The sequence below is a fragment of the Cereibacter ovatus genome (genome assembly GCF_900207575.1).
In the GTDB taxonomy this organism is placed as follows: Bacteria; Pseudomonadota; Alphaproteobacteria; order Rhodobacterales; family Rhodobacteraceae; genus Cereibacter_A; species Cereibacter_A ovatus.
Genome location: NZ_OAOQ01000003.1, coordinates 55,651 through 75,550, shown reverse-complemented (window position 1 = coordinate 75,550; position 19,900 = coordinate 55,651). Strand labels below are relative to the sequence as shown.

Below are 19,900 nucleotides of genomic sequence, written 5' to 3'. Positions count from 1 at the left end.
CGCGCGGGGACTTGTCGGGGGATCAGCCAAAGCCGCCTGACCTGACCCGACAACGAGACCGCGATGGATTTGCCTGGATTGTTTAGTTGCCGTTTCTTCTTGCCTTGCTGGCGGCGCTTCTGTTCGCCCTTGTCAGCAAGGACCGGATCAAGGCCCGCCGCCACGACCCGAACGCGCCGAAATCGACGCTGGCCAAGGACGGCCGACAAGGGGGCGTGGCGTTCCGAAGGAAGGACGGCCCTATACCCGCCGACAAGCCCGACGCATCGCCGGTTCCGGACTGAAAAAGGCGCCCCGCGGGGCGCCTTTCATGTCTTCCGAGGTATTTCCGATCAGTTCCGCGAACGGTCGACCATCTTGCCCTTGGAAATCCACGGCATCATGGCGCGCAGTTTCTCGCCGACCTGTTCGATCTGGTGTTCGTCGTTGATGCGACGGGTGGCCTTGAAGAACGGCTGGCCGACGGCGTTTTCCTGCATGAAGTCGCGCACGAACTTGCCGGTCTGGATGTCGGTCAGAACCGCCTTCATCCGGGCCTTGGTTTCCTCGTAGGGCAGGATGCGCGGACCCGAGACATATTCGCCGTATTCAGCGGTGTTCGAGATCGAGTAGTTCATGTTGGCGATGCCACCTTCGTAGATCAGGTCCACGATCAGCTTCACTTCATGCAGGCACTCGAAATAGGCCATTTCGGGCTCGTAGCCGGCTTCCACCAGCGTCTCAAAGCCCATGCGGATCAGCTCGACCAGACCGCCGCACAGCACCGCCTGCTCGCCGAAGAGGTCGGTTTCGCATTCCTGACGGAAGTTGGTTTCGATGATGCCCGAACGCCCGCCGCCGATGGCCGAGCAGTAGGACAGGCCGATTTCCATGGCCTTGCCGGTCGCGTCCTTGTGAACCGCCACAAGGCAGGGCACGCCGCCGCCCTTGACATATTCGCCGCGGACGGTGTGGCCCGGGCCCTTGGGCGCCATCATGATGACGTCGACGCCGGGCTTCGGCTCGATCAGGCCGAAATGCACGTTCAGGCCGTGGGCGAAGGCGATCGCCGAGCCTTCACGCAGGTTGTCGTGGACGTATTTCTTGTAGGTCTCGGCCTGAAGCTCGTCGGGCATGGTGAACATGATGACGTCGCACCAGGCGGCGGCCTCGGCGATGCCCATGACCTTCAGCCCTTCACCTTCGGCCTTCTTGGCCGAGGGGCTGCCTTCGCGCAGCGCGACGACCACGTTCTTCGCGCCCGAGTCGCGCAGGTTCAGCGCATGGGCGTGGCCCTGCGACCCATAGCCGAGGATGGCGACCTTCTTGTCCTTGATCAGGTTGATGTCGCAGTCGCGATCGTAATAGACGCGCATGGGGCGCTCCTTTCGGTGATGAACTGGTGCGCACCATAGGGATGCGGGGGGCGAGAACGGCTGCAAAGTTTGACGATTTCCGCCGTATCTGGCAAAGATCATGTTCAAGATTTGCGTTTGATGAAATAGCCATGCTTGACGATACCGACCGCCGCCTGTTGCGCCACCTGCTGGCCGAGCCATCGCTGGGCACGGCAGAGCTGGCCGAGCGCGCAGGGCTGACCACGGCCACCTGCTGGCGGCGGCTGGAGCGGCTGACCGAGCGCGGCGTGATCGGCGCCCGGCAGGCGGTGATCGACTGGCGCAAGCTGGGCTATGCGGTCGAGGTCAGCTTGCGCTTCACGCTGGACAAGACCGACCCGCGGGCCTTTGACGAGTTCCTTGCTGCGGCGCGGCAGGTGCCCGAGGTGATCGGGATCGAGACCTTTCTGGGCCGCGTCGATGTGCGGCTGAATGTGATCGCGCGGGACATGAAGCATTACCAGGAGCTGTACCGCGCGCGCATCCTGACGCTGCCCCATATCGCCGATATCGAGGCGTTGATGTTGGTGGCCGCGATCAAGGACGCCGAGGCGCTGCCGCTGTGATCGATCTGGACGATACCGACCGCGCCTTGCTGCGCGCCCTGGCCGAGGATGCCACCGTCAGCGCGGGTGCGCTGGGCCGCCGGTTCGGCCTGTCGCAGCCGGCGGCGTGGCGGCGGATCAGGCGGCTGGAAGAGGCGGGTGTGATCGTCGGCCGCCGGGTGGTGGTGGACCGCGAGGCGCTGGGATTCGGCGTGACGGTGTTTCTGGGCGTGAAGCTGGCAACGAAGGGGCGTGTCAGTCTTGAGGATTTCGAGCGCGCGGTGACGGCGATCCCCGAGGTTCAGGTGGTTCAGCATGTGCTGGGCCTGTTCGATTATCGCCTGCGGGTGGTGGCGCGCGACATTGCGGATTTCGAGCGCGTGCTGCGTCGGCGGATCATGACCCTGCCGGGGGTGGGGCAGGTCGAGGCGAATGTGTTGCTGACCGAGGAAAAACGCCCCGGCCCGCTGGGCTAGGGGCCGGCGTCGCGGGGGGCTGTCTGCCCCCCGTGCCCGCCCATGGGCGGGCGTTTCGGTCTGGATACCCTCTGGTCGAGGGTATCCAGACCGAAACCTCCCCCCGAGGATATTTCCGCCAGAATGAAAGTGACGGGGATGCGACCTTTTTCGGCTGGCGGCGCGGGTGGGGTGGCGGCAATCTGGGGCGAGGAAAGAAGGAGAGTTTTCATGCCCGCGCTGCGCCCGGATGTCGATCCTGACGGTTTGCAGGAGTTTTCGGTGGTATTCACCGACCGTTCGCTGAACCACATGTCCGCAAGGTTCCAGCAGGCGATGCGGGATATCTCGGGGATGTTGCGCGAGGTTTATGCCGCCGAGGCGGTGGCGCTTGTGCCCGGCGGCGGCAGTTTCGCGATGGAGGCGGTGGCGCGGCAGTTTGCCGGTGGCGGCCATGCGCTGGTCGTGCGCAACGGTTGGTTTTCCTATCGCTGGACGCAGATTTTCGAGGCCGGAGATTTTGCGGCCCGGCAGACGGTGGTGATGGCGCGGGCGTCCGGCAACGGGGCGCGGTCGCCGTTCGCGCCGCCCCCCGTCGCGGAGGTGGTGGCAAAGATTGCCGAGGTGAAGCCGGATGTGGTGTTTGCGCCGCATGTGGAAACCTCGGCCGGGATCATCCTGCCGGACGATTATATCGCCGCGGTGGCGGCGGCGGCGCATGAGGTGGGCGCGCTGATGGTGCTGGACTGCATCGCCAGCGGGGCGGTCTGGGTGGACATGAGGGCCACCGGGGTGGATGTGTTGATCTCGGCGCCGCAGAAGGGGTGGTCGGCCTCGCCCTCGGCGGGGTTGGTGATGATGTCGGCGCGGGCCATGGCGCGGCTTGAGGCCAGCACGTCGGACAGTTTCGTGCTGGATCTGAAGAAATGGCGTGCGATCATGGCGGCCTATGAGGGCGGCGGGCACGCCTATCACACCACGATGCCGACCGATGCGCTGCTGGGCTTTCGTGATGCGATGGCCGAAACGAAGGCGCTGGGGTTCGAGGCGATGAAGGCGGCGCAGTGGCGGCTGGGCATGGCGGTTCGGGCGATGCTGGCGGAAAAGGGTATCCCTTCGGTCGCGGCCGATGGGTTTGCCGCGCCGGGGGTGGTGGTCAGCTTTACCGACGATCCCGAGATCCAGACCGGCCGGAAGTTTCTGGCCGAGGGGATGCAGATCGCCGCGGGGGTGCCGCTGCAATGTGGCGAGGGGACCGAGTTCCGCACCTTCCGGCTGGGGCTGTTCGGTTTGGACAAGCTGACCGATGTCGAGGGCACGCTGGCGCGGTTGCGGGCGGTGATCGACCGCGTGCTGTAGGGGGCTTAACGCACGCCGAGGCCCGCGCGCATCAGCGTGCGGCGCACCGGGGCCAAGCCATACATCGCATCAAGCAGCTTGGCGCGCAGGTCGCGCCAGGCGGGTGCCCCGGCCATCGACGCGCGGTTCAGCAGGTCGATGCCGGTGATGCGGGCCTGCACTTCGCAATGGCGGCGGCGGTGATAGGCATCGAGCATCGCGGGTGAGCCGAGGTCGGCCTTGTGGTCGGCGGCCAGTTCCAGCAGCACCCGCAGGTCGGCAAGGCTCATGTTCAGGCCCTGTGCGCCGATGGGCGGCATCACATGGGCGGCCTCGGCCATCAGGGCCGTGCGTTCGCCCGACATGCGGTCTGCCACCTGGCTGATGATCGGCCAGAGGTTGATCTGCGAGTTCAATCGCAGCGGCCCAAGGATGCCGCAAGAGCGGTCGTTCAGCGCGGCTTCGAACTCGGCCACGGGCAGGGCGCGCAGGCGCTGCGCCTCGGGGCCGGTTTCCATCCAGACCACGGCCGAGGCGGGGCTGCCCTTGTGGTCGGGCAGCGGCACCAGCGTGAATGGCCCGCCCGTGCGGTGGATCTCGGTCGAGACATTGTTGTGGGGGATGGGGTGGGTGACGGTGAAGGCCAGCGCCTTCTGGCCATAGCGCCGGGTGTGGACGCCGATCCCCAGCGCCTCGCGCACCGGCGAGTTGCGCCCGTCGGCCGCCACCAGCAGCCGCGCCGAGACGCGGGTGCCGTCCGACAGCGTGACCAGCGCCTCGGACTCGCGGGTCAGAACCGTGCGGGTGGCCACGCCGGGGCGGAAATCGGCCCGGCGCAGTCGGGACAGATGGGCCACCATCTCGCGCCGCAGCAGCCAGTTCGGCAGGTTCCAGCCGAAGGGTTGGTTCGAGATGTCGGCAGCGTCGAAATCCTTGACCACGCGCGGGGTGGCCGTGGGGCCGCCGGCGTCGATGATCCGCATCACCTGAAGCGGCGCCGCATGGGGCGCAAGGCGCGGCCAGAGGCCCGCGGCCTGCAAAAGCGGGATTGAGGGTTGCAGCAACGCGGTCGAGCGCAGGTCAGCGCCTTCGGCCTCGGCCGAGGTCACGGGTGGCTGCGGATCGACGCAGATCACCGAAAAACCGGCGGAAGCAAAGGCCGCCGCAGCGGTCAGTCCGGCGACGCCGCCGCCGGAAACAAGGATGTCGGTCGCGATGCGGGTCATGGGTTCCCCTGTGTTTCCGGGGAAGCTAGTGGCCCGGTCGTGGCTCGTCCAGTCAGCCGATCGTGATCAGCACGAGCATGATCATGACCACCGGCACGAAGAACACCGCCGTCAGGCCAAGCGCCACAAGGCCGAAGGTCCAGACGCCAAGCGCCACCGCAGCCAGCAGCACAACGGCACAGACCAGAAGCAGGATTTCGGCGGTCGTCGTCTTGCGCACCTGCGTCTCGACCGGCGGGATCACATGATTCGGCAGGTCGGTGATGTCAGCGTAAGCGGTCATGCGGGATCTCCGTTAACGTCGGGAATTTGATAGTCGCAAACGGCTGGTCTGGCTAGGACAATATGCCGCTTTTGTCGTGATCGGGTTGAAGCCGACCCAGAAATTCCGACAGGTCTGGCGCGTGGTGATGGATGTGGGGGGCCGGTTCGGGGGCAGGAGCGACATGGACCGTGCGCATGCCCATGGCGTGCGGCGCGATCAGATTGCGCGAATCGTCTTCGAACATGGCGGCGGTTTCGGGCGTCAGGCCGTCGGCGGCGAACACCGTTTCGAAGGCGGTGCGTTCGGGTTTGGGGCGGAAGCCGGCATGTTCGACGCCATAGACCGCATCGAACAGCCCCGACAGGCCCCGCGCTGCAAGCACCCGTTCGGCATAGGGGGCGCAGCCGTTGGTGTAGACGACCTTGCGCCCCGGCAGCGCGCGGATGCGGGCGGCCAGCAGCATATCGGCCTGAAGGTGGTCCAGCGCGATGTCATGGACATGGGCCAGATAGGGCGCGGGATCGACGTCATGTTCGGCCATCAGCCCGGCCAGCGTGGTGCCGTAGCTGTGCCAGTAGTGGCGACGCAGGCGGTCGGCCTCGGGGCGGGGCAGGCGCAGGCGTGTCATCACCCAGTCGGTCATGCGCTGCTCGATCTGGTCGAACAGCCGCGCCGAGGGCGGGTAAAGCGTGTTGTCCAGGTCAAAGACCCAATTGCGGACATGGGAAAAGCTGTTGGCCACCATGGGAACAAGCCTAGGCGGCCGGGCGTGCCGCCGCAATGGTTTGAGGTTGATTCCCCCCGCCTCCCGTGGGTAACGTCGCGCCGGTCCAGCCTGATGCGAAAGGTCGCAGCGCCGTGCAGAAAGATGCCTATACGCTGATCCTCGAGGCGATCGAAGGCGGCGTCTACAAGCCCGGCGACCGGCTGGTCGAATCGGAACTGGCCGAGCGTCTCGGCGTGTCGCGGACCCCGGTGCGCGAGGCGTTGCAGCGGCTGGAAACCCAGTCGATGCTAAGCCGTGACGGCCGCAGCCTGATCGTCGCCTCGCTGGACCATAACCAGTTGACCGAGCTTTACGCGGTGCGCACCGAGCTTGAGGGGCTGGCCGCGCGGTTGGCCGCGCGTAACGCCACCGAGGAGGAAATCCGCGTGCTGCGCGGCATGGTCGAGGATGACCGTGCGTTGCTGGGCGGCGATCCGCGGGCGCTGAGCCGGGCGAACAAGCGGTTCCACAAGCAGATCCACCTTGCGTCGCACAACCGTTTTCTGGTGCAGCAGCTTGACCTTGTGCATCGGTCGATGGCGCTGATGGCGACCACGTCCTTCGCGGCCGAGGGGCGCGACGAGGTGGCGATGGCCGAACATGACCAGATCGTGCAGGCGATCGAGGCCCGCGACGGCGAGGCCGCCTATTCCGCCCTGCGCAACCACATCTCGAAAGCGTTCGAGACCCGGCTCAGGGTCGATGCGGGCGAGTTGAAGATGCGCTGAGACCGGAACGCGCTGGCGGGTCGAAGATGCCGTGGCGGGTCTTGTCCCAGTAGAACGGCGCGCTCAGCAACTCCCACAGGGCCTTGTAGGCGGCAAGGGTGGCCAGCGGATTGTAGAAGTGCAGCGTCGGCACCCACAGCGGGTTCAGCCGATGCCGCGTGCGCCGGATCGCAAGCACGCCGATGGCGATGCCGACGGTTTCGGTCAGCAGGAACAGGGTTGCCATCGCGCCCACGGCGCCGGGCGGCAGCAGGCCCGCCACCGGATGCGGCAGGCCGGCCGCCAGCAGCCAGAACGACCACAGCACCGGCGCCAGCAGCGACTGCGACAGCGTGCCCAGAAACAGCACCTGAACGCCCGCGAACTTCCACGGCCCCAGTTGCCGCCACAACAGGCGCGGGGCGCGCATGTGGACCGCCCATGTCATCATGAAGCCCTTGATCCAGCGCGAGCGTTGCTTGATCCACGGGATCGGGCGGCAGTTGGCCTCTTCCTCGGTCACGGTATCGATCAGGTCGGTGCGATAGCCGTGGCGGGCAAGGCGGATGCCCAGATCGGCGTCTTCGGTCACGTTATGCGCGTCCCAGCCGCCCAAGGCTTCCAGCGCAGCGCGGCGGAAAAACAGCGTCGTGCCCCCCAGCGGCACCGCAAGGCCCAGCCGGTCAAGCCCGGGCAGCAGAACGCGGAACCATGCCGCATATTCGATGGTGAAACAGCGCGCCATCCAGTTGGTGCGGGGGTTGTAATAGTCCAGCATCCCCTGAAGGCAGGCGACATTCGCGCCACGGCGGGCGAAGCCTTCGACGACGCGGCGGATCTGGTCGGGGGCGGGGGCGTCCTCGGCGTCATAGACCCCCACGATCGTGCCGCGGCAATGGTCCAGCGCCACGTTCAACGCCCGCGGCTTGGTGCGGATGCGGCCCCGGGGCGAGATCACGATCCGCATCCAAGGCGGCAGATGCGCCGCTTCCAGCGCGGTGCGGGTGCGGCGGTCCTCGGCCTCGACCACCAGCAGGATTTCCAGCAGGTCGCGCGGATAGTCGATCCGCGACAGGCGGGCGATCAGGCGCGGGGCAATGTTTTCCTCATCATAAAGGCCCACGATGATCGAGACCATTGGCAACCGCGCCATCGCCGGCATCGGGGGCAGCGGCAGGGCGGGGCGCGTCACCGCGATCAGGGCGGCAAAGCGCAGCGCCGTGGTCAGCGTCAGGGCGGTCAGCGCCCAAAGCGCCAGAAGAAGAATGACCGCACCGGGCGCGATCACCAGCCCTGCGGCCAGTGCAAGGCCGAAAAGGCCCAAGGCCCGGCGCATCACGCCGGCTTTCCAGTCGCGGCAGCTTTCCGGTGCCGGCACGCGGGCTTCGGCGGCCGCACTCAGCACCTCGGCCCGGGCCTGGCCGATCGCGGTCTCGATCTCGGATCTGGGCGCAAGCGCCGGCAGCACCCGGCCGAACAGCGCGCCAAGCCGTGGCCCGCAGCGCAGGAAGGCATCGGGATGGGCGGCGACGACAAGGGTCGCATCGCCCACCGTCCGGCAGGGCAGCAGCCCTTCGCGCAGGCAATCCTGCGCGCCGAAGCGGTCGATCAGGCGGGGGTCGGGTGCGATCTCGGCCGGGCGCAGAACCGCATGGCCGCAGCGCCGCGCCAGCGCCTCGCAAAGGTCGCGCTCGCTCAGCACGCCGTCGGCAAGCATCACCTCGGACAGGGCGACGTCGCGGCCGGCACTGCGGCTGAGCGCCTCCATGATGCGGTGCGGGGCGACATGGCCTTCGCGCAGCAGCATCGCACCGAACGCCTGTGGCGGCGGGGCGATCTTGCGGGCAGGGGGCGGGATGGGCCGCGGGGCCGTCACCTTCTCTGCTGGCGTCAGACGCCGGACGAGGGGCAGGGGGGGCGGCGGAGGTGGCACGACACGGCCTTTCGGTTCCTGTCCCGAAGTCTTGCGGATATTGGTTAAGATCGGATTAAGACTTGCCCTGCGCGGCATGTCCGCAATCGCTGCGCAGGTGTTGGCCCGATGTCAGAGCGGCGGGGTCAGGAAAACGCCGGGGGCGCGGTCGAACGGGTTGACGATGATCGTGCCGCGCGGGGCGTCGGTCCAGTCATCGACCTGCCGCCGGATGGTTTGCCCGGTCAGATACTGCGGCGGAACGGCGGGGATCAGCATATCGTCATCCTGCACCGGCCCATAGGCCGCCGAGACCTGCGGCCCCGTCGCGGGTGGTGTCATGCGCGCAGGCGGCTTGCGCGGCCATCGCGGCAAACGTCGGAAGCAGGCGGTGGCGAAGAAGAAGCGGTCTGGTCACCGGCAATCCTTGGTCCATCCTGCCGGTCGCTGGATAGGAAAAGATCACTACGCCGCCGGGGTTCCGGCGCTGGCGGATCTTGTGCCCGTGATTGCGGACTTGTGCGTGCAGCCGCGGCGCACCGCCTGCGCAAGCCGGGGCCGGCTTCGCGCGCCTTGGGCGCAAGTCGGGGCGCTATGGCCGTTCGCGCAGGATGGCGGTGAAAAAGATGCTTTCTGCTGTCTGCGTCCGCGAGATTGATGCCTCGACCGGAAATTCGTGCCCGTCCGCGCGCCGCCCCATCACCTGACTGCTCGCCATGTGTCGGGCCGTCACGCCGGTCGCGCCGTAAAGGTCCAGGGTGCGATCATGCCGGCTGCGGGCGCTTGGGGGAAGCAGGCGCCACAGCGGCTGTTGCAGCACATCCTTGGCGCGATAGCCGAACATCCGCCCGGCGGCGGCGTTGAACACCACGATCCGATACTCTGCATCAACCACGACGATGGCATCGGGGGCCGTGTCGACAACAGCGACAAGGGTTGCAGCGTCGAGACCGTCAGTCGCGTCCAGATCACTTTTGGGCATGAAGAGAGCCGAACCCCCGGCAGATAACATGGTTCTGCCCGCCGGACCGGGCTGGGGACCGGCGTGACCCCGGGCGGATCACGCCGGCCTTGTGCCGCATCCGGGGTGCGCCGATTGCTGCCGTCAGGCGGCGCGGCGGGCGCGGATCGCGGCGGCGAAGCGATCGAACAGATAGTAGCTGTCCTGCGGGCCGGGGCTGGCTTCGGGGTGATACTGGACCGAGAACACCGGCCGGTCTTCCATGCGGATGCCGCAGTTCGATCCGTCGAACAGACTGACATGGGTTTCCTTGACCCCCGCGGGCAGGGTCTGGCTGTCCACGGTAAAGCCGTGGTTCATCGAGGTGATCTCGACCTTGCCGGTTTCCAGATCCTTCACCGGATGGTTGGCACCATGGTGGCCATGGTTCATCTTGACCGTCCTTGCCCCCAGCGCCAGCGCCAGCATCTGATGGCCAAGGCAGATCCCGAACACCGGCAGGTCACGTTCCAGAACACCCCGGATCATCGGCACGGCATAGGCGCCGGTCGCGGCCGGATCGCCCGGGCCGTTCGACAGGAACACCCCTTCGGGGTTCAGCGCCAGAACATCCTCGGCCATGGCGGTCGCGGGAAGCACTGTCACGTCGCAGCCCGCCGAGGCAAGGCAGCGCAGGATGTTGCGTTTCGCGCCGTAGTCGATGGCGACGACCTTCAGCCCGGGGCCTGTCCGCTCTTTATAGCCTTCGGGCCAGGCCCAGCGCATCTCGTTCCAGCGGTAGCTTTGCGCGCAGGTGACATCCTTCGCCAGATCCAGGCCCACCAGCCCGCGCCAGCCGCGCGCCTTCGCCACCAGCGCCTCAAGGTCGAAGCGGCCTTCGGGGTCATGGGCCAGCGCCACATGCGGCGCCCCCTGCTGGCGGATCGCACGGGTCAGGCGGCGGGTATCAAGCCCGCCGATGCCGATCCGGCCCTTGGCTTCCAGCCATGCCGTCAGATCGCCCGTGGCGCGCCAGTTCGACGGCTCGGTCGGGTCCCATTTCACCACCATGCCGGCGGCGACCGGCTCGGCCGTCTCGTCGTCCTCGGGGGTGATGCCGACATTGCCGACATGGGGGAAGGTGAAGGTGACGATCTGCCCGGCATAGGAGGGATCGGTCATGATCTCCTGATAGCCGGTCATGGCGGTGTTGAAGACCAGTTCGGCCACCGTCTCGCCCACGGCGCCGAAGCCCCGGCCGTAGAAGACGGTGCCATCCGCAAGGACGAGGCAGGCGGTGGGCTTCGGGGTGGGGCTGGCGGTGGCCATGGGGCGACTCCTTGGCAAAATCTGGCGGACACTAAGGGCGCCGGCGGGCGGGGTCAAGGCCATTGGTGAAATGACTTATCCTTTTATGCCAATGGGTTGCGCCGGGATGCCGCCGTTGTGTCGGCCCCGGCTTGCCTGTAAGGTGCGAAGCCTGACGGCGATGGAGATGGATGAAGATGACTCTGCGTGAGCGGCTTCAGGAAGCGATGAAGGACGCAATGCGTGCAAGACAGCCCGACCGGCTGTCGACGCTGCGCCTGATCAATGCGGCCATCAAGGATCGCGATATCGCCGCCCGGGTGGATGGGGCGGCCGGTATGGTTACGGATGAGGAGATCACCGCGATCCTCGGCAAGATGGTCCGCCAGCGCGCCGAAAGCGCGCGCGCCTACGAAGAAGGCGGCCGGCTGGAGTTGGCCGAGAAGGAACGCGCCGAAATCGGCGTGATCGAGGACTTCCTGCCGCGCCAGCTTTCCCCCGATGAGATCGAGGCCGCGCTGGCTGCCGCAATCGCTGAAGTGGGCGCCAGCACGATTCGTGACATGGGCAAGGTGATGGCGGCGCTGAAGGCGCGCTATACCGGCCAGATGGATTTCGGCGCCGTCGGGCCGATGGTGAAGGACCGGCTGGGCTGAGAGGCCCGGCCCGCGCGGGCGTGTCCGGTCTTTCCGCGGCAGCGCGCCGCGACGGGCCTCGATGGCCCCGAGCGGCGCTTCTCCCGGCCGGGCCCTGTCGTCAGTGGGCGTGGCTGCGGTCCCAATCTTCACGACGGGGCAGGTTTTCGAACGTGTGCTCGGGCGGGGGGCAGGGCAGCGTCCATTCCAGCGTGTCGGCGTGGTCGTTCCAGTAGTTCGTCCCCGTGATCCGGGCGCCCCGCGTCAGGGTATGGGCCATCACGCCCAGAAAGAACAGGAACGAGGCAAAGGACAGGAACGCCCCGAGCGACGAGACCATGTTCCAGGTCGCGAAAGCCTCGGGATAGTCGATATAGCGCCGCGGCATCCCCTGCCGGCCCAGGAAGTGCTGGGGGAAGAAGGTCAGATTCGCGCCGACGAACATCATCCAGAAATGCAGCTTGCCGGCCCATTCGGGATAGTGCCTGCCGGACATCTTGCCGATCCAGAAATAGATCCCGGCAAAGATCCCGAACACGGCGCCAAGGCTCATGACATAGTGGAAATGCGCCACGACATAATAGGTGTCGTGGTAATAGCGGTCGACGCTGGCCTGACTGAGAACGACCCCTGTCACGCCGCCCACGGTGAACAGGAACAAGAACCCCAGCGCCCACAGCATCGGCGTCCGCAGGTCGATCGAGCCGCCCCACATCGTCGCGATCCACGAAAAGATCTTGATCCCCGTGGGCACCGCGATCACCATCGTGGCCAGCATGAAATAGCTTTGCTGGGTCAGGCTCATGCCTGCCGTATACATGTGATGCGCCCAGACCACGAAGCCCAGCACGCCGATGGCCACCATCGCATAGACCATCGGCAGATAGCCGAAGATCGGCTTTCTGGAAAAGGTCGCGATCACATGGCTGACGATGCCGAAGGCGGGCAGAACAATGATATAGACCTCGGGGTGGCCGAAGAACCACAGGATATGCTGGTAAAGCACCGGATCGCCGCCGCCTTCGGGCTGGAAGAAGGTGGTGCCGAAATTGCGGTCGGTCAGCAGCATGGTGATGGCGCCCGCCAGCACCGGCAGCGCCAGAAGGATCAGCCAGGCGGTGACAAAGATCGACCACGCGAACAGCGGCACCTTGTGCATGGTCATGCCCGGCGCCCGCATGTTCAGGAATGTGGTGATCATGTTGATCGCGCCAAGGATCGACGAGGCCCCCGACAGATGCACCGCAAAGATCGCAAGGTCGGTGGAATAGCCGGTTTCCGAGGTCGAAAGCGGTGGATAAAGCACCCAGCCGATCCCTGATCCCAACTGTCCGTTGCCGCCCGGCGCGAACAGCGACGCCACCGCCAGCGAGGTTCCCGCCACATAAAGCCAGAACGACAGGTTGTTCATCCGCGGAAAGGCCATGTCGGGCGCGCCGATGTGCAACGGCATGAAGTAGTTGCCAAATCCGCCGAACAGGGCCGGGATCACCACGAAGAACATTATCAGGATGCCGTGGGCGGTGATCATCACGTTCCAGACATGGCCGTTCGGGGTGCAACTTGCGATCGATGACGGCCAAAGCGATTGCAGGAAGCCGCGCAGCAGGCCCGCATCCAGATGTTCGGCGCACATGAACTGCACGCCGGGCGCCATCAGTTCCATCCGCATGTAGACGGTGAAGGCCACCGAGATCAGCCCGACAAGCCCGCCGGTGACCAGATAGAGGATCCCGATATCCTTGTGGTTCGTCGACATCAGCCAGCGGGTGAAGAACCCCCGCCGGTCTTCGTGGCCCTCGATGGCTGCATCGGCCATGGCTCGCCTCCCCGCGTGCTGTGTTCCGACCGGACGCCAGCCGCCCCGTCACCGGCGCCTTTATTCAGATTTCTAGGGCGAAAGGACTGCGAGGCAAATTTTCCGTGTGAGAGGATTTGTCTTTTCCGCCCCGTGGCGCGGCCGGGGGCAGTCTGGACAATACCTTGTAAGGCCGGGGGGGCTTAGTCGGGGAAATGCCGTGGAAAGCACTGCATCAGTGCGGCGTCAAGGTCGGCCATGGTCACCGGAAGCCCCAGATCGACAAGGCTGGTGACGCCATGTTCGCGGATGCCGCAGGGCACGATGCCGTCGAAATGGGAAAGATCGGGTTCGACGTTGATCGAGATGCCGTGAAAGCTGACCCAGCGGCGCAGTTTGACGCCGATGGCGGCGATCTTGTCCTCGCGCGGGGTGCCGTCGGGGTTTGCGGGGCGGTCGGGGCGCACGACCCAGACCCCCACCCGGCCCGCGCGACGTTCGCCTTTTACGTTGAACTGGGCCAGCGTGTCGATCACCCAGTCCTCCAGCGCGGCGACGAACCGGCGGACATCGCGGCCTCGGCGGTCGACGTCCAGCATGACATAAGCCACGCGCTGGCCGGGTCCGTGATAGGTATACTGCCCGCCGCGCCCGGCGACATGGACCGGAAAGCGGTCGGGGGCCACCAGATCCTCGGCCCGGGCCGAGGTGCCGGCGGTGTAGAGCGGCGGATGTTCCAGCAGCCAGACCGCCTCGGCCGCGGTGCCGGTTCGGATCGCCGCGGCGCGGGTCTCCATCGCGGCAAGCGTTTCGGCATAGGGTTGCAGGCCGGGCAGCACCGACCATTCAACGGGGTTTGTCATGTGCTTGGCCTCATTCCAGCCAAAACCACCCAAAAAAAACCGCGAAGGCGGCGTAACCCGTGCTAGCCTGACTGTGAAGCTACGTTTGCCGGGAGAGTTCCTATGTATTTTAAATCCGTCGCCACCGCCAGTCTTGCGGCGGTCATTGGGCTGGCGCCGGCCGAGCCGGTGATGGCCGATGCCGGGGACGCCATTGCCGGCGCGCTGATCGGCGGCATCCTTGGCCATGCGATCGCCAACGACCAGAACCGCCGCCGGGAACAGGCGCAGCCTCAGCGCCATACACCGCGCAGCACCCGTCCTTCGATGTCGACCGCGCAACGCGAGTCCAACAAGGAAGTGCAGAGCGCACTGAACTATTTCGGCTACAACGTGGGCACGGTGGACGGGGTGCTGGGCCAGCGGTCGCGATCGGCCGTGTCGCAGTATCAGGTGCTGCTTGGCTATCCGCCCACCGGCCAGTTGACGGATTATGAACGCACGCTGCTGACCACCGCCTATCACCGCGGCGTGGCGGGTGGGCCGATGGTGGCGCAGGCGGTTGCCACCCACCCGCAGGGGATGCGCGGCCTGTTGCTGATGCAGCGCGACGAGATGGCGGGAATTCCCAGCCAGCCCGCGGGAATGCCGATGGCGATGACCCCGGTCATGCCGATGGCGCCGGCGGCGGCTGCCGTGGGGACCGCCGCTGCGACCGCGCTGCCTGAACTGCCGATGCCGGCGCCGGTTCCGGCGGCCGAGGCCGCGCCGCAACTGCCCTCGTTCCTTGGTGCGGGCGGCACGATGGTGTCGCTTGCCTCGCACTGCAACTCGGTCGGGCTGCGGACGAATGCCAACGGCGGCTACACCACATCCGCCGCGATGACCGATGCGGGGTTTGCGCTGGACGAGCAGTTCTGTCTGGCCCGCAGCTTTGCCATTTCGTCCAGCGAGGAGTTGTCCCGGCAGGTGGCGGGCTTCACGCCGCAACAGATCGCGGATCAGTGTCAGGGCTATGGCCCGGTCCTGCGCGAGCAGGTGGCGGCGCTGTCGCTGGAACCTCGGGATACGGTGCTGAAACAGGTGTCCTCGTTTGTGCTGGCCAGCGGTCAGTCGCCGGCGCAGCTGACCGGGACGGCGCGGATCTGCCTTGGTGTTGGCTATGCCAGCGATTCGATGGATGTGGCGATCGGGTCGGCGCTGCTGCTGACGGCGCTGGGCCAGAAGGGCTATGCCGAACTGTTGGGCCACCATCTGGCACAGGGATTCGGCGCCAGCCCGCGGCCGGATCTGGCGCTCGACTGGTATCAGATGGGGCTGGATGCGGCGCAGACCGGCGGCGCGGTGTTCGGGCAGGGGATGCCCGACCGGACCGAGGTGATTCGCAAGGCCGCCTATACGATCGGTGGCCGGGTGGATCTGCTTCAGCCATCGCTGCCCGCCTTTGCCCCCCCCGCGGCCCCTGTGATCGAGGCAGCGGCCCCGGTTCCGGTTCCGTCCGCGCCCGTGGCGCCGGTGACGGTGGCCGACGTGGCTGATCCTGCGCCATCCGCCCCGGTGACGGCGGTGGCCGCGCAGCCGGCCGCAGCCGTGGCCGAGGCCGGCACCAAGGCGGTTTCGGCAGCGGCGCGCCTGCCTTTCCTGCTGCTTGGCCAGTGAGGTGACAGGGCAGGGGGTGCGACAGAGCATCCCTTGCCCTGTCAATTTGCCGGAGACCCGAAAATTTCGCTTTTCTTCGGCGGCGCGCTTGGCTAAGAACCCGCCACCAAGTCAAGACAGTGCGGTCGTGGCGGAATTGGTAGACGCGCAGCGTTGAGGTCGCTGTGGGGTAACTCCCGTGGAAGTTCGAGTCTTCTCGACCGCACCAATCTTTTGAAGAACGCCAGAAGGCGGCCCCTAGGGCCGCCTTTGGTGTTTCTGGCGCCGTCGTGCAGTGGTCCGCGACGTTATCCTCACAAATCCGTCGCATTCGGTGGGTGCGTGTTCGCATCCCGGCGCATCGCTGCGCCAGCCGGCGTGCAAGCTGCTCATGCAGATGGCAGTTCAGGCCCCTCCCTTTTCCTGTGCATAACAAGATTGCATTGAGGGGACCGTTCAGCTTTAAACAAACCAACGAGTGCAGGAAACCTGCCGGTTCAAGATGGGGAGACTGGGGTGGTGTCTTCTACCCGAAACGACGGATTCGTCGTATTCGAACATGTGCAAAAAAGCTATGACGGCGAGTCGCTCGTCGTCAAAGATCTCAATCTGGCAATCTCGAAGGGCGAGTTCCTGACGATGCTCGGGCCGTCCGGCTCTGGCAAGACGACCTGCCTGATGATGCTGGCAGGCTTCGAGACCGCAACTCATGGCGAGATCCGGCTGGATGGGCGGCCGATCAACTCGGTTCCGCCACATAAGCGCGGGATCGGCATGGTGTTCCAGAACTATGCGCTGTTTCCGCATATGACGGTGGGCGAGAATCTTTCCTTTCCGCTGGAAGTGCGCGGCATCGGCAAGGCCGATCGCGAACAGAAGATCCGTCGTGCGCTCGACATGGTGCAGATGGGGGCCTTCGCCAACCGTCGCCCGGCGCAGCTTTCGGGCGGCCAGCAGCAGCGGATCGCCTTGGCCCGCGCGCTGGTGTTCGACCCCAAGCTTGTGCTGATGGACGAACCGCTGGGCGCACTGGACAAGCAGTTGCGTGAACACATGCAGTTCGAGATCAAGCATCTGCACGAAACCCTTGGGATCACGGTGGTTTATGTCACCCACGATCAAGGCGAGGCGCTGACCATGTCGGACCGGATCGCCGTGTTCAACGATGGCCGCATCCAGCAGCTGGCCCCGCCCTCGGATCTTTACGAACGGCCCCAGAACAGCTTTGTCGCGGGCTTCATCGGCGAGAACAACAAGTTGCCCGGCACGGTCGAAGAGATCGCCGAGGGTCGCGCGCTGGTCCGTCTTGCCACGGGCGAGCTGATCGACGCGACGCCGGTGAACGTGTCGCGTCAGGGGCAGAAGACGCTGGTCTCGATCCGGCCCGAACGAGTCGAGTTCAAGCCCGAGATGCTGCCCCCGAACGCCCACCTGATCGATGCCGAGGTGATGGAGTTCATCTATATGGGCGACATCTTCCGCACCCGCCTGAAGGTGGCCGGGTCCGAGGAATTCGTGATCAAAAGCCGAAACACGCTGGGCCAGCGGATGTTGGAACCCGGTGAAAAGATCCGGATCGGCTGGGCGCCGCAGGACGCCCGCGCGCTCGATCCGCTTTAACTCCGTCGTAACGGACCCGCCGCAGGTTGCGGCCAATAAAACTTCGCAACATGGGAGAAGACTTGATGAAAACGGCCCTCGTTCTTTCCTCGGCCCTGACCGCCGTGGCCTTCGCGGCCTCGGCAGAAGAAATCACGGTGATGTCCTGGGGTGGCGCCTATACCGTCAGCCAGGTAGAAGCGTTCCACAAACCCTTCACCGCCGCGACCGGGATCAATGTGATCTCGGTCGATGCCGACAACCCGGCCACGCCGTTGAAAGCGATGGTCGAGGCCAACAACGTCAGCGTCGATGTGGCGGATGTGAACACCTCGGACGCGGTTCGGCTGTGCGACGAAGGCCAGCTGGAAGAGATCGACCCGGCCAGCCTGCCGCCCGCCCCCGATGGCACCCCGGCGACCGAAGACTTCCTGCCCGGCGCGCTCAGCGATTGTGCCGTGGGCAACATCGTCTATTCGATGGTCGTGGCTTATGACGCCTCGAAATTCCCGGACGACAAGCCCGCGACGATTGGCGATTTCTTCGATACCGCGAAATTCCCCGGCAAACGCGCGATGTGGAAAAGCGCCAAGACCACGCTGGAAATGGCGCTGATGGGCGACGGCGTGCCCGCGGCCGAGGTCTATGACGTGCTGGGCACCCCCGAAGGCGTGGAACGCGCCTTTGCCAAGCTCGATTCGGTCAAAGGCCAGATCGTGTGGTGGGAAGCCGGCGCCCAACCCGTCCAGCTTCTTGCCGATGGCGAAGTGGCGATGACCACCGCCTATAACGGCCGGATCTTCGCCGCCGCCGTGACCGAGAACAAACCCTTCGTCGCGATCTGGGACGGTCAGGTTTATGAATACGACCTGTTCGTGATCCCGAAAGGCGCCGCCAACCTGGAGGCGGCCAAGAAGTTCGTGGCCTTCGCCACCGGAACCCAGCCCCTGGCCGATCAGGCCAAATGGATCAGCTACGGCCCGGCGCGCAAATCCTCGGGTCCGCTGGTCGGCCTGTTCCAGGACGGCAAGACCGAGATGGCGCCGCACATGCCCACCGCCGCGGCCAACCTGACCAACGCGCTGCCCTCGTCCTACGAGTTCTGGGTCGATCACGAGGCCGAACTGGCCGAACGCTTCAACGCTTGGCTCGCAAACTGATCCGGGCGGCGCACGTCCCCAGGGGCGTGCGCCACTCCAGAAGGAGGGCTGGGATGGCCGACGCAACCGCAGATCTTGCCGCCGAACCGACCGGGCGGCTCACCACGGCCGATGGCAGGCCGCTGAAGACGGCACTCGCCCGCGCACAGGCCCGCGCCCGGCGCCGTGCCTTTCTTCTGGTTCTGCCATTGCTGCTTTTCATTCTCGTCACGTTCATCGTGCCGATCGGGCAGATGCTCCACCGCTCGATCCATAACGACGGCTTTTCCGCGAACATGCCGCTGCTCAGCCAGTGGTTCGCCCGGACCGAACCCGGAACCGCCCCGGACGAGGCCGCCTATGCCGCCCTTGCCGCCGACCTTCAGGCGGCAGCCAAGGCCAAGACTGTCGGCGTTGTCGGAACCCGGGTGAACTATGAAATGCCGGGAACGCGATCGCTTTTCACCTCGACCGGCCGCAAGGCCCGCGGGTTCGAACCACCCTACCGCGAAGCGATCCTTCAGGCCGATCCCAAATGGGCCGACCCGACGCTCTGGGGCACGATGCGGCAGGTCTCTCAAGCCTATTCGCCGAACTTCTTCCTTGCCGCCGTCGATCTGGCGCGGGACAACGAAGGCAACATCGTGCAGGCCCCGCCCGAGAGGCGCGTGTATCTGATGCTGTTTCAGCGAACCTTCCTGATCGCCGGCCTCATCACTGTCCTTTGCCTGCTTCTGGGCTTTCCGGTTGCCCATCTGCTGGCAACCCTGCCGCTGCGCGCTTCGAACCTGCTGATGATCCTTGTCCTGCTGCCGTTCTGGACCTCGCTTCTGGTCCGCACGACGTCCTGGATCGTGCTGCTGCAAGGTCAGGGCGTGGTGAACAACACATTGGTCGCGACCGGGCTGATCACCGACCAGAACCGCATGCAGATGATCTACAACCAGACCGGCACGATCATCGCCATGACCCACATCCTGCTGCCGTTCATGATCCTGCCGCTTTATTCGGTGATGCGGCCGATCCCGCCCACCTATGTCCGGGCGGCCCGCTCGCTCGGCGCCTCCAGCTGGACCGCCTTCCGCAGGGTCTACCTGCCGCAAACCCTCCCCGGCATTGGCGCAGGCGCGCTGCTCGTGTTCATCCTTGGCGTCGGCTACTACATCACGCCGGCCCTCGTCGGTGGCGCATCGGGCCAGCTCATCTCGAACCTGATCGCCTTCCACATGCAAGACAGCCTGAACTGGTCGCTTGCCGCCGCCCTTGCCGCGGTGCTGCTCGGCCTCGTCCTGATCCTTTACTGGCTCTACGACCGGCTGGTCGGCATCGACAACCTGAAGCTGGGCTGACCGCCCTTTCATTCTGGCCCAAATATCCCGGGGGTCCGGGGGCAGAGCCCCCGGCCGTCGCT

20 protein-coding genes and 1 tRNA gene are annotated in these 19,900 nt (G+C 65.9%); 11 read left to right on the top strand and 10 right to left on the bottom strand.

The window, feature by feature from the left end; all coding sequences use genetic code 11:
• The first annotated feature begins 86 nt into the window (after positions 1-86).
• On the top strand, positions 87-284 hold the full coding sequence (locus CRO07_RS04815) for a hypothetical protein (protein WP_235840930.1): 198 nt from the start codon (positions 87-89) through the stop codon (positions 282-284).
• Positions 285-332: 48 nt separating this feature from the next.
• Here the strand turns inward: CRO07_RS04815 and ilvC are convergent, their stop codons facing one another.
• Positions 333-1,355: a ketol-acid reductoisomerase gene (ilvC, locus tag CRO07_RS04810; RefSeq protein ID WP_097029555.1), complete on the bottom strand. Its 1,023-nt coding sequence runs from the start codon at positions 1,353-1,355 to the stop codon at positions 333-335.
• A 131-nt stretch (positions 1,356-1,486) separates the two neighbouring features.
• On the opposite strand from ilvC, the gene CRO07_RS04805 reads away from it, so the two are divergent.
• From CRO07_RS04805 to CRO07_RS04795, 3 genes are all read left to right on the top strand, one after another.
• Positions 1,487-1,942, top strand: a complete 456-nt coding sequence (locus CRO07_RS04805) for an Lrp/AsnC family transcriptional regulator (protein ID WP_097029554.1) — start codon at positions 1,487-1,489, stop codon at positions 1,940-1,942.
• On the top strand, positions 1,939-2,397 hold the full coding sequence (locus CRO07_RS04800) for an Lrp/AsnC family transcriptional regulator (RefSeq protein ID WP_097029553.1): 459 nt from the start codon (positions 1,939-1,941) through the stop codon (positions 2,395-2,397). Before CRO07_RS04805 ends, CRO07_RS04800 begins: the two co-directional genes overlap by 4 nt.
• A 210-nt stretch (positions 2,398-2,607) precedes the next feature.
• Positions 2,608-3,735, top strand: a complete 1,128-nt coding sequence (locus tag CRO07_RS04795; RefSeq protein WP_097029552.1) for an aminotransferase class V-fold PLP-dependent enzyme — start codon at positions 2,608-2,610, stop codon at positions 3,733-3,735.
• A gap of 5 nt (positions 3,736-3,740) precedes the next feature.
• Here the strand turns inward: CRO07_RS04795 and CRO07_RS04790 are convergent, their stop codons facing one another.
• From CRO07_RS04790 to CRO07_RS04780, 3 genes are read right to left on the bottom strand one after another with little or no spacing between them, the layout of a single operon-like run.
• Positions 3,741-4,940, bottom strand: a complete 1,200-nt coding sequence (locus CRO07_RS04790; protein ID WP_097029551.1) for a UbiH/UbiF family hydroxylase — start codon at positions 4,938-4,940, stop codon at positions 3,741-3,743.
• A gap of 52 nt (positions 4,941-4,992) precedes the next feature.
• Complete coding sequence (locus tag CRO07_RS04785; protein ID WP_097029550.1) at positions 4,993-5,223, bottom strand: hypothetical protein; 231 nt, start codon at positions 5,221-5,223, stop codon at positions 4,993-4,995.
• Between the two features lie 52 nt (positions 5,224-5,275).
• Complete coding sequence (locus tag CRO07_RS04780; protein ID WP_097029549.1) at positions 5,276-5,950, bottom strand: pyrimidine 5'-nucleotidase; 675 nt, start codon at positions 5,948-5,950, stop codon at positions 5,276-5,278.
• Positions 5,951-6,063: 113 nt separating this feature from the next.
• Between CRO07_RS04780 and CRO07_RS04775 the strand changes: the two genes are divergently transcribed.
• A complete protein-coding gene (locus CRO07_RS04775; RefSeq protein WP_097029548.1) occupies positions 6,064-6,699 on the top strand; it encodes a GntR family transcriptional regulator in 636 nt (211 codons plus the stop codon).
• On the opposite strand, the gene CRO07_RS04770 is transcribed toward CRO07_RS04775, so the two are convergent.
• The 4 genes from CRO07_RS04770 to carA form a co-directional block, all read right to left on the bottom strand.
• The gene (locus CRO07_RS04770) at positions 6,665-8,611 is read right to left on the bottom strand and encodes a glycosyltransferase family 2 protein (protein ID WP_407919620.1); all 1,947 of its coding nucleotides are present in this window, start codon (positions 8,609-8,611) and stop codon (positions 6,665-6,667) included. The two genes, CRO07_RS04775 and CRO07_RS04770, sit on opposite strands and share 35 nt — an antisense overlap.
• A 111-nt stretch (positions 8,612-8,722) precedes the next feature.
• Positions 8,723-8,932: a hypothetical protein gene (locus tag CRO07_RS04765; protein ID WP_097029546.1), complete on the bottom strand. Its 210-nt coding sequence runs from the start codon at positions 8,930-8,932 to the stop codon at positions 8,723-8,725.
• A gap of 250 nt (positions 8,933-9,182) precedes the next feature.
• Positions 9,183-9,572: a PAS domain S-box protein gene (locus tag CRO07_RS04760; RefSeq protein WP_176504491.1), complete on the bottom strand. Its 390-nt coding sequence runs from the start codon at positions 9,570-9,572 to the stop codon at positions 9,183-9,185.
• Positions 9,573-9,695: 123 nt separating this feature from the next.
• Complete coding sequence (gene carA, locus CRO07_RS04755) at positions 9,696-10,859, bottom strand: glutamine-hydrolyzing carbamoyl-phosphate synthase small subunit (RefSeq protein WP_097029544.1); 1,164 nt, start codon at positions 10,857-10,859, stop codon at positions 9,696-9,698.
• A 176-nt stretch (positions 10,860-11,035) separates the two neighbouring features.
• Between carA and CRO07_RS04750 the strand changes: the two genes are divergently transcribed.
• Positions 11,036-11,494 (top strand): GatB/YqeY domain-containing protein, encoded by a 459-nt coding sequence (locus tag CRO07_RS04750; protein WP_097029805.1) that lies wholly within the window; start codon positions 11,036-11,038, stop codon positions 11,492-11,494.
• A 100-nt stretch (positions 11,495-11,594) separates the two neighbouring features.
• On the opposite strand, the gene ctaD is transcribed toward CRO07_RS04750, so the two are convergent.
• Positions 11,595-13,292: a cytochrome c oxidase subunit I gene (gene ctaD / locus CRO07_RS04745; protein WP_097029543.1), complete on the bottom strand. Its 1,698-nt coding sequence runs from the start codon at positions 13,290-13,292 to the stop codon at positions 11,595-11,597.
• A 182-nt stretch (positions 13,293-13,474) separates the two neighbouring features.
• Positions 13,475-14,134, bottom strand: a complete 660-nt coding sequence (gene lipB / locus CRO07_RS04740) for a lipoyl(octanoyl) transferase LipB (RefSeq protein WP_097029542.1) — start codon at positions 14,132-14,134, stop codon at positions 13,475-13,477.
• Between the two features lie 102 nt (positions 14,135-14,236).
• Here lipB and CRO07_RS04735 point away from each other — a divergent pair, with 102 nt between their 5' ends.
• From CRO07_RS04735 to CRO07_RS04715, 5 genes are all read left to right on the top strand, one after another.
• A complete protein-coding gene (locus CRO07_RS04735) occupies positions 14,237-15,772 on the top strand; it encodes a peptidoglycan-binding domain-containing protein (RefSeq protein ID WP_097029541.1) in 1,536 nt (511 codons plus the stop codon).
• A gap of 121 nt (positions 15,773-15,893) precedes the next feature.
• A tRNA-Leu gene (locus CRO07_RS04730) sits at positions 15,894-15,980 on the top strand.
• Between the two features lie 287 nt (positions 15,981-16,267).
• Entirely contained in the window at positions 16,268-17,371 is a 1,104-nt protein-coding gene (locus CRO07_RS04725; protein ID WP_097029540.1) for an ABC transporter ATP-binding protein, read from the top strand.
• Positions 17,372-17,421: 50 nt separating this feature from the next.
• Entirely contained in the window at positions 17,422-18,510 is a 1,089-nt protein-coding gene (locus tag CRO07_RS04720) for an ABC transporter substrate-binding protein (RefSeq protein ID WP_176504490.1), read from the top strand.
• Between the two features lie 53 nt (positions 18,511-18,563).
• Positions 18,564-19,838 (top strand): ABC transporter permease, encoded by a 1,275-nt coding sequence (locus tag CRO07_RS04715; protein WP_097029538.1) that lies wholly within the window; start codon positions 18,564-18,566, stop codon positions 19,836-19,838.
• The last annotated feature ends 62 nt before the right edge of the window (positions 19,839-19,900 follow it).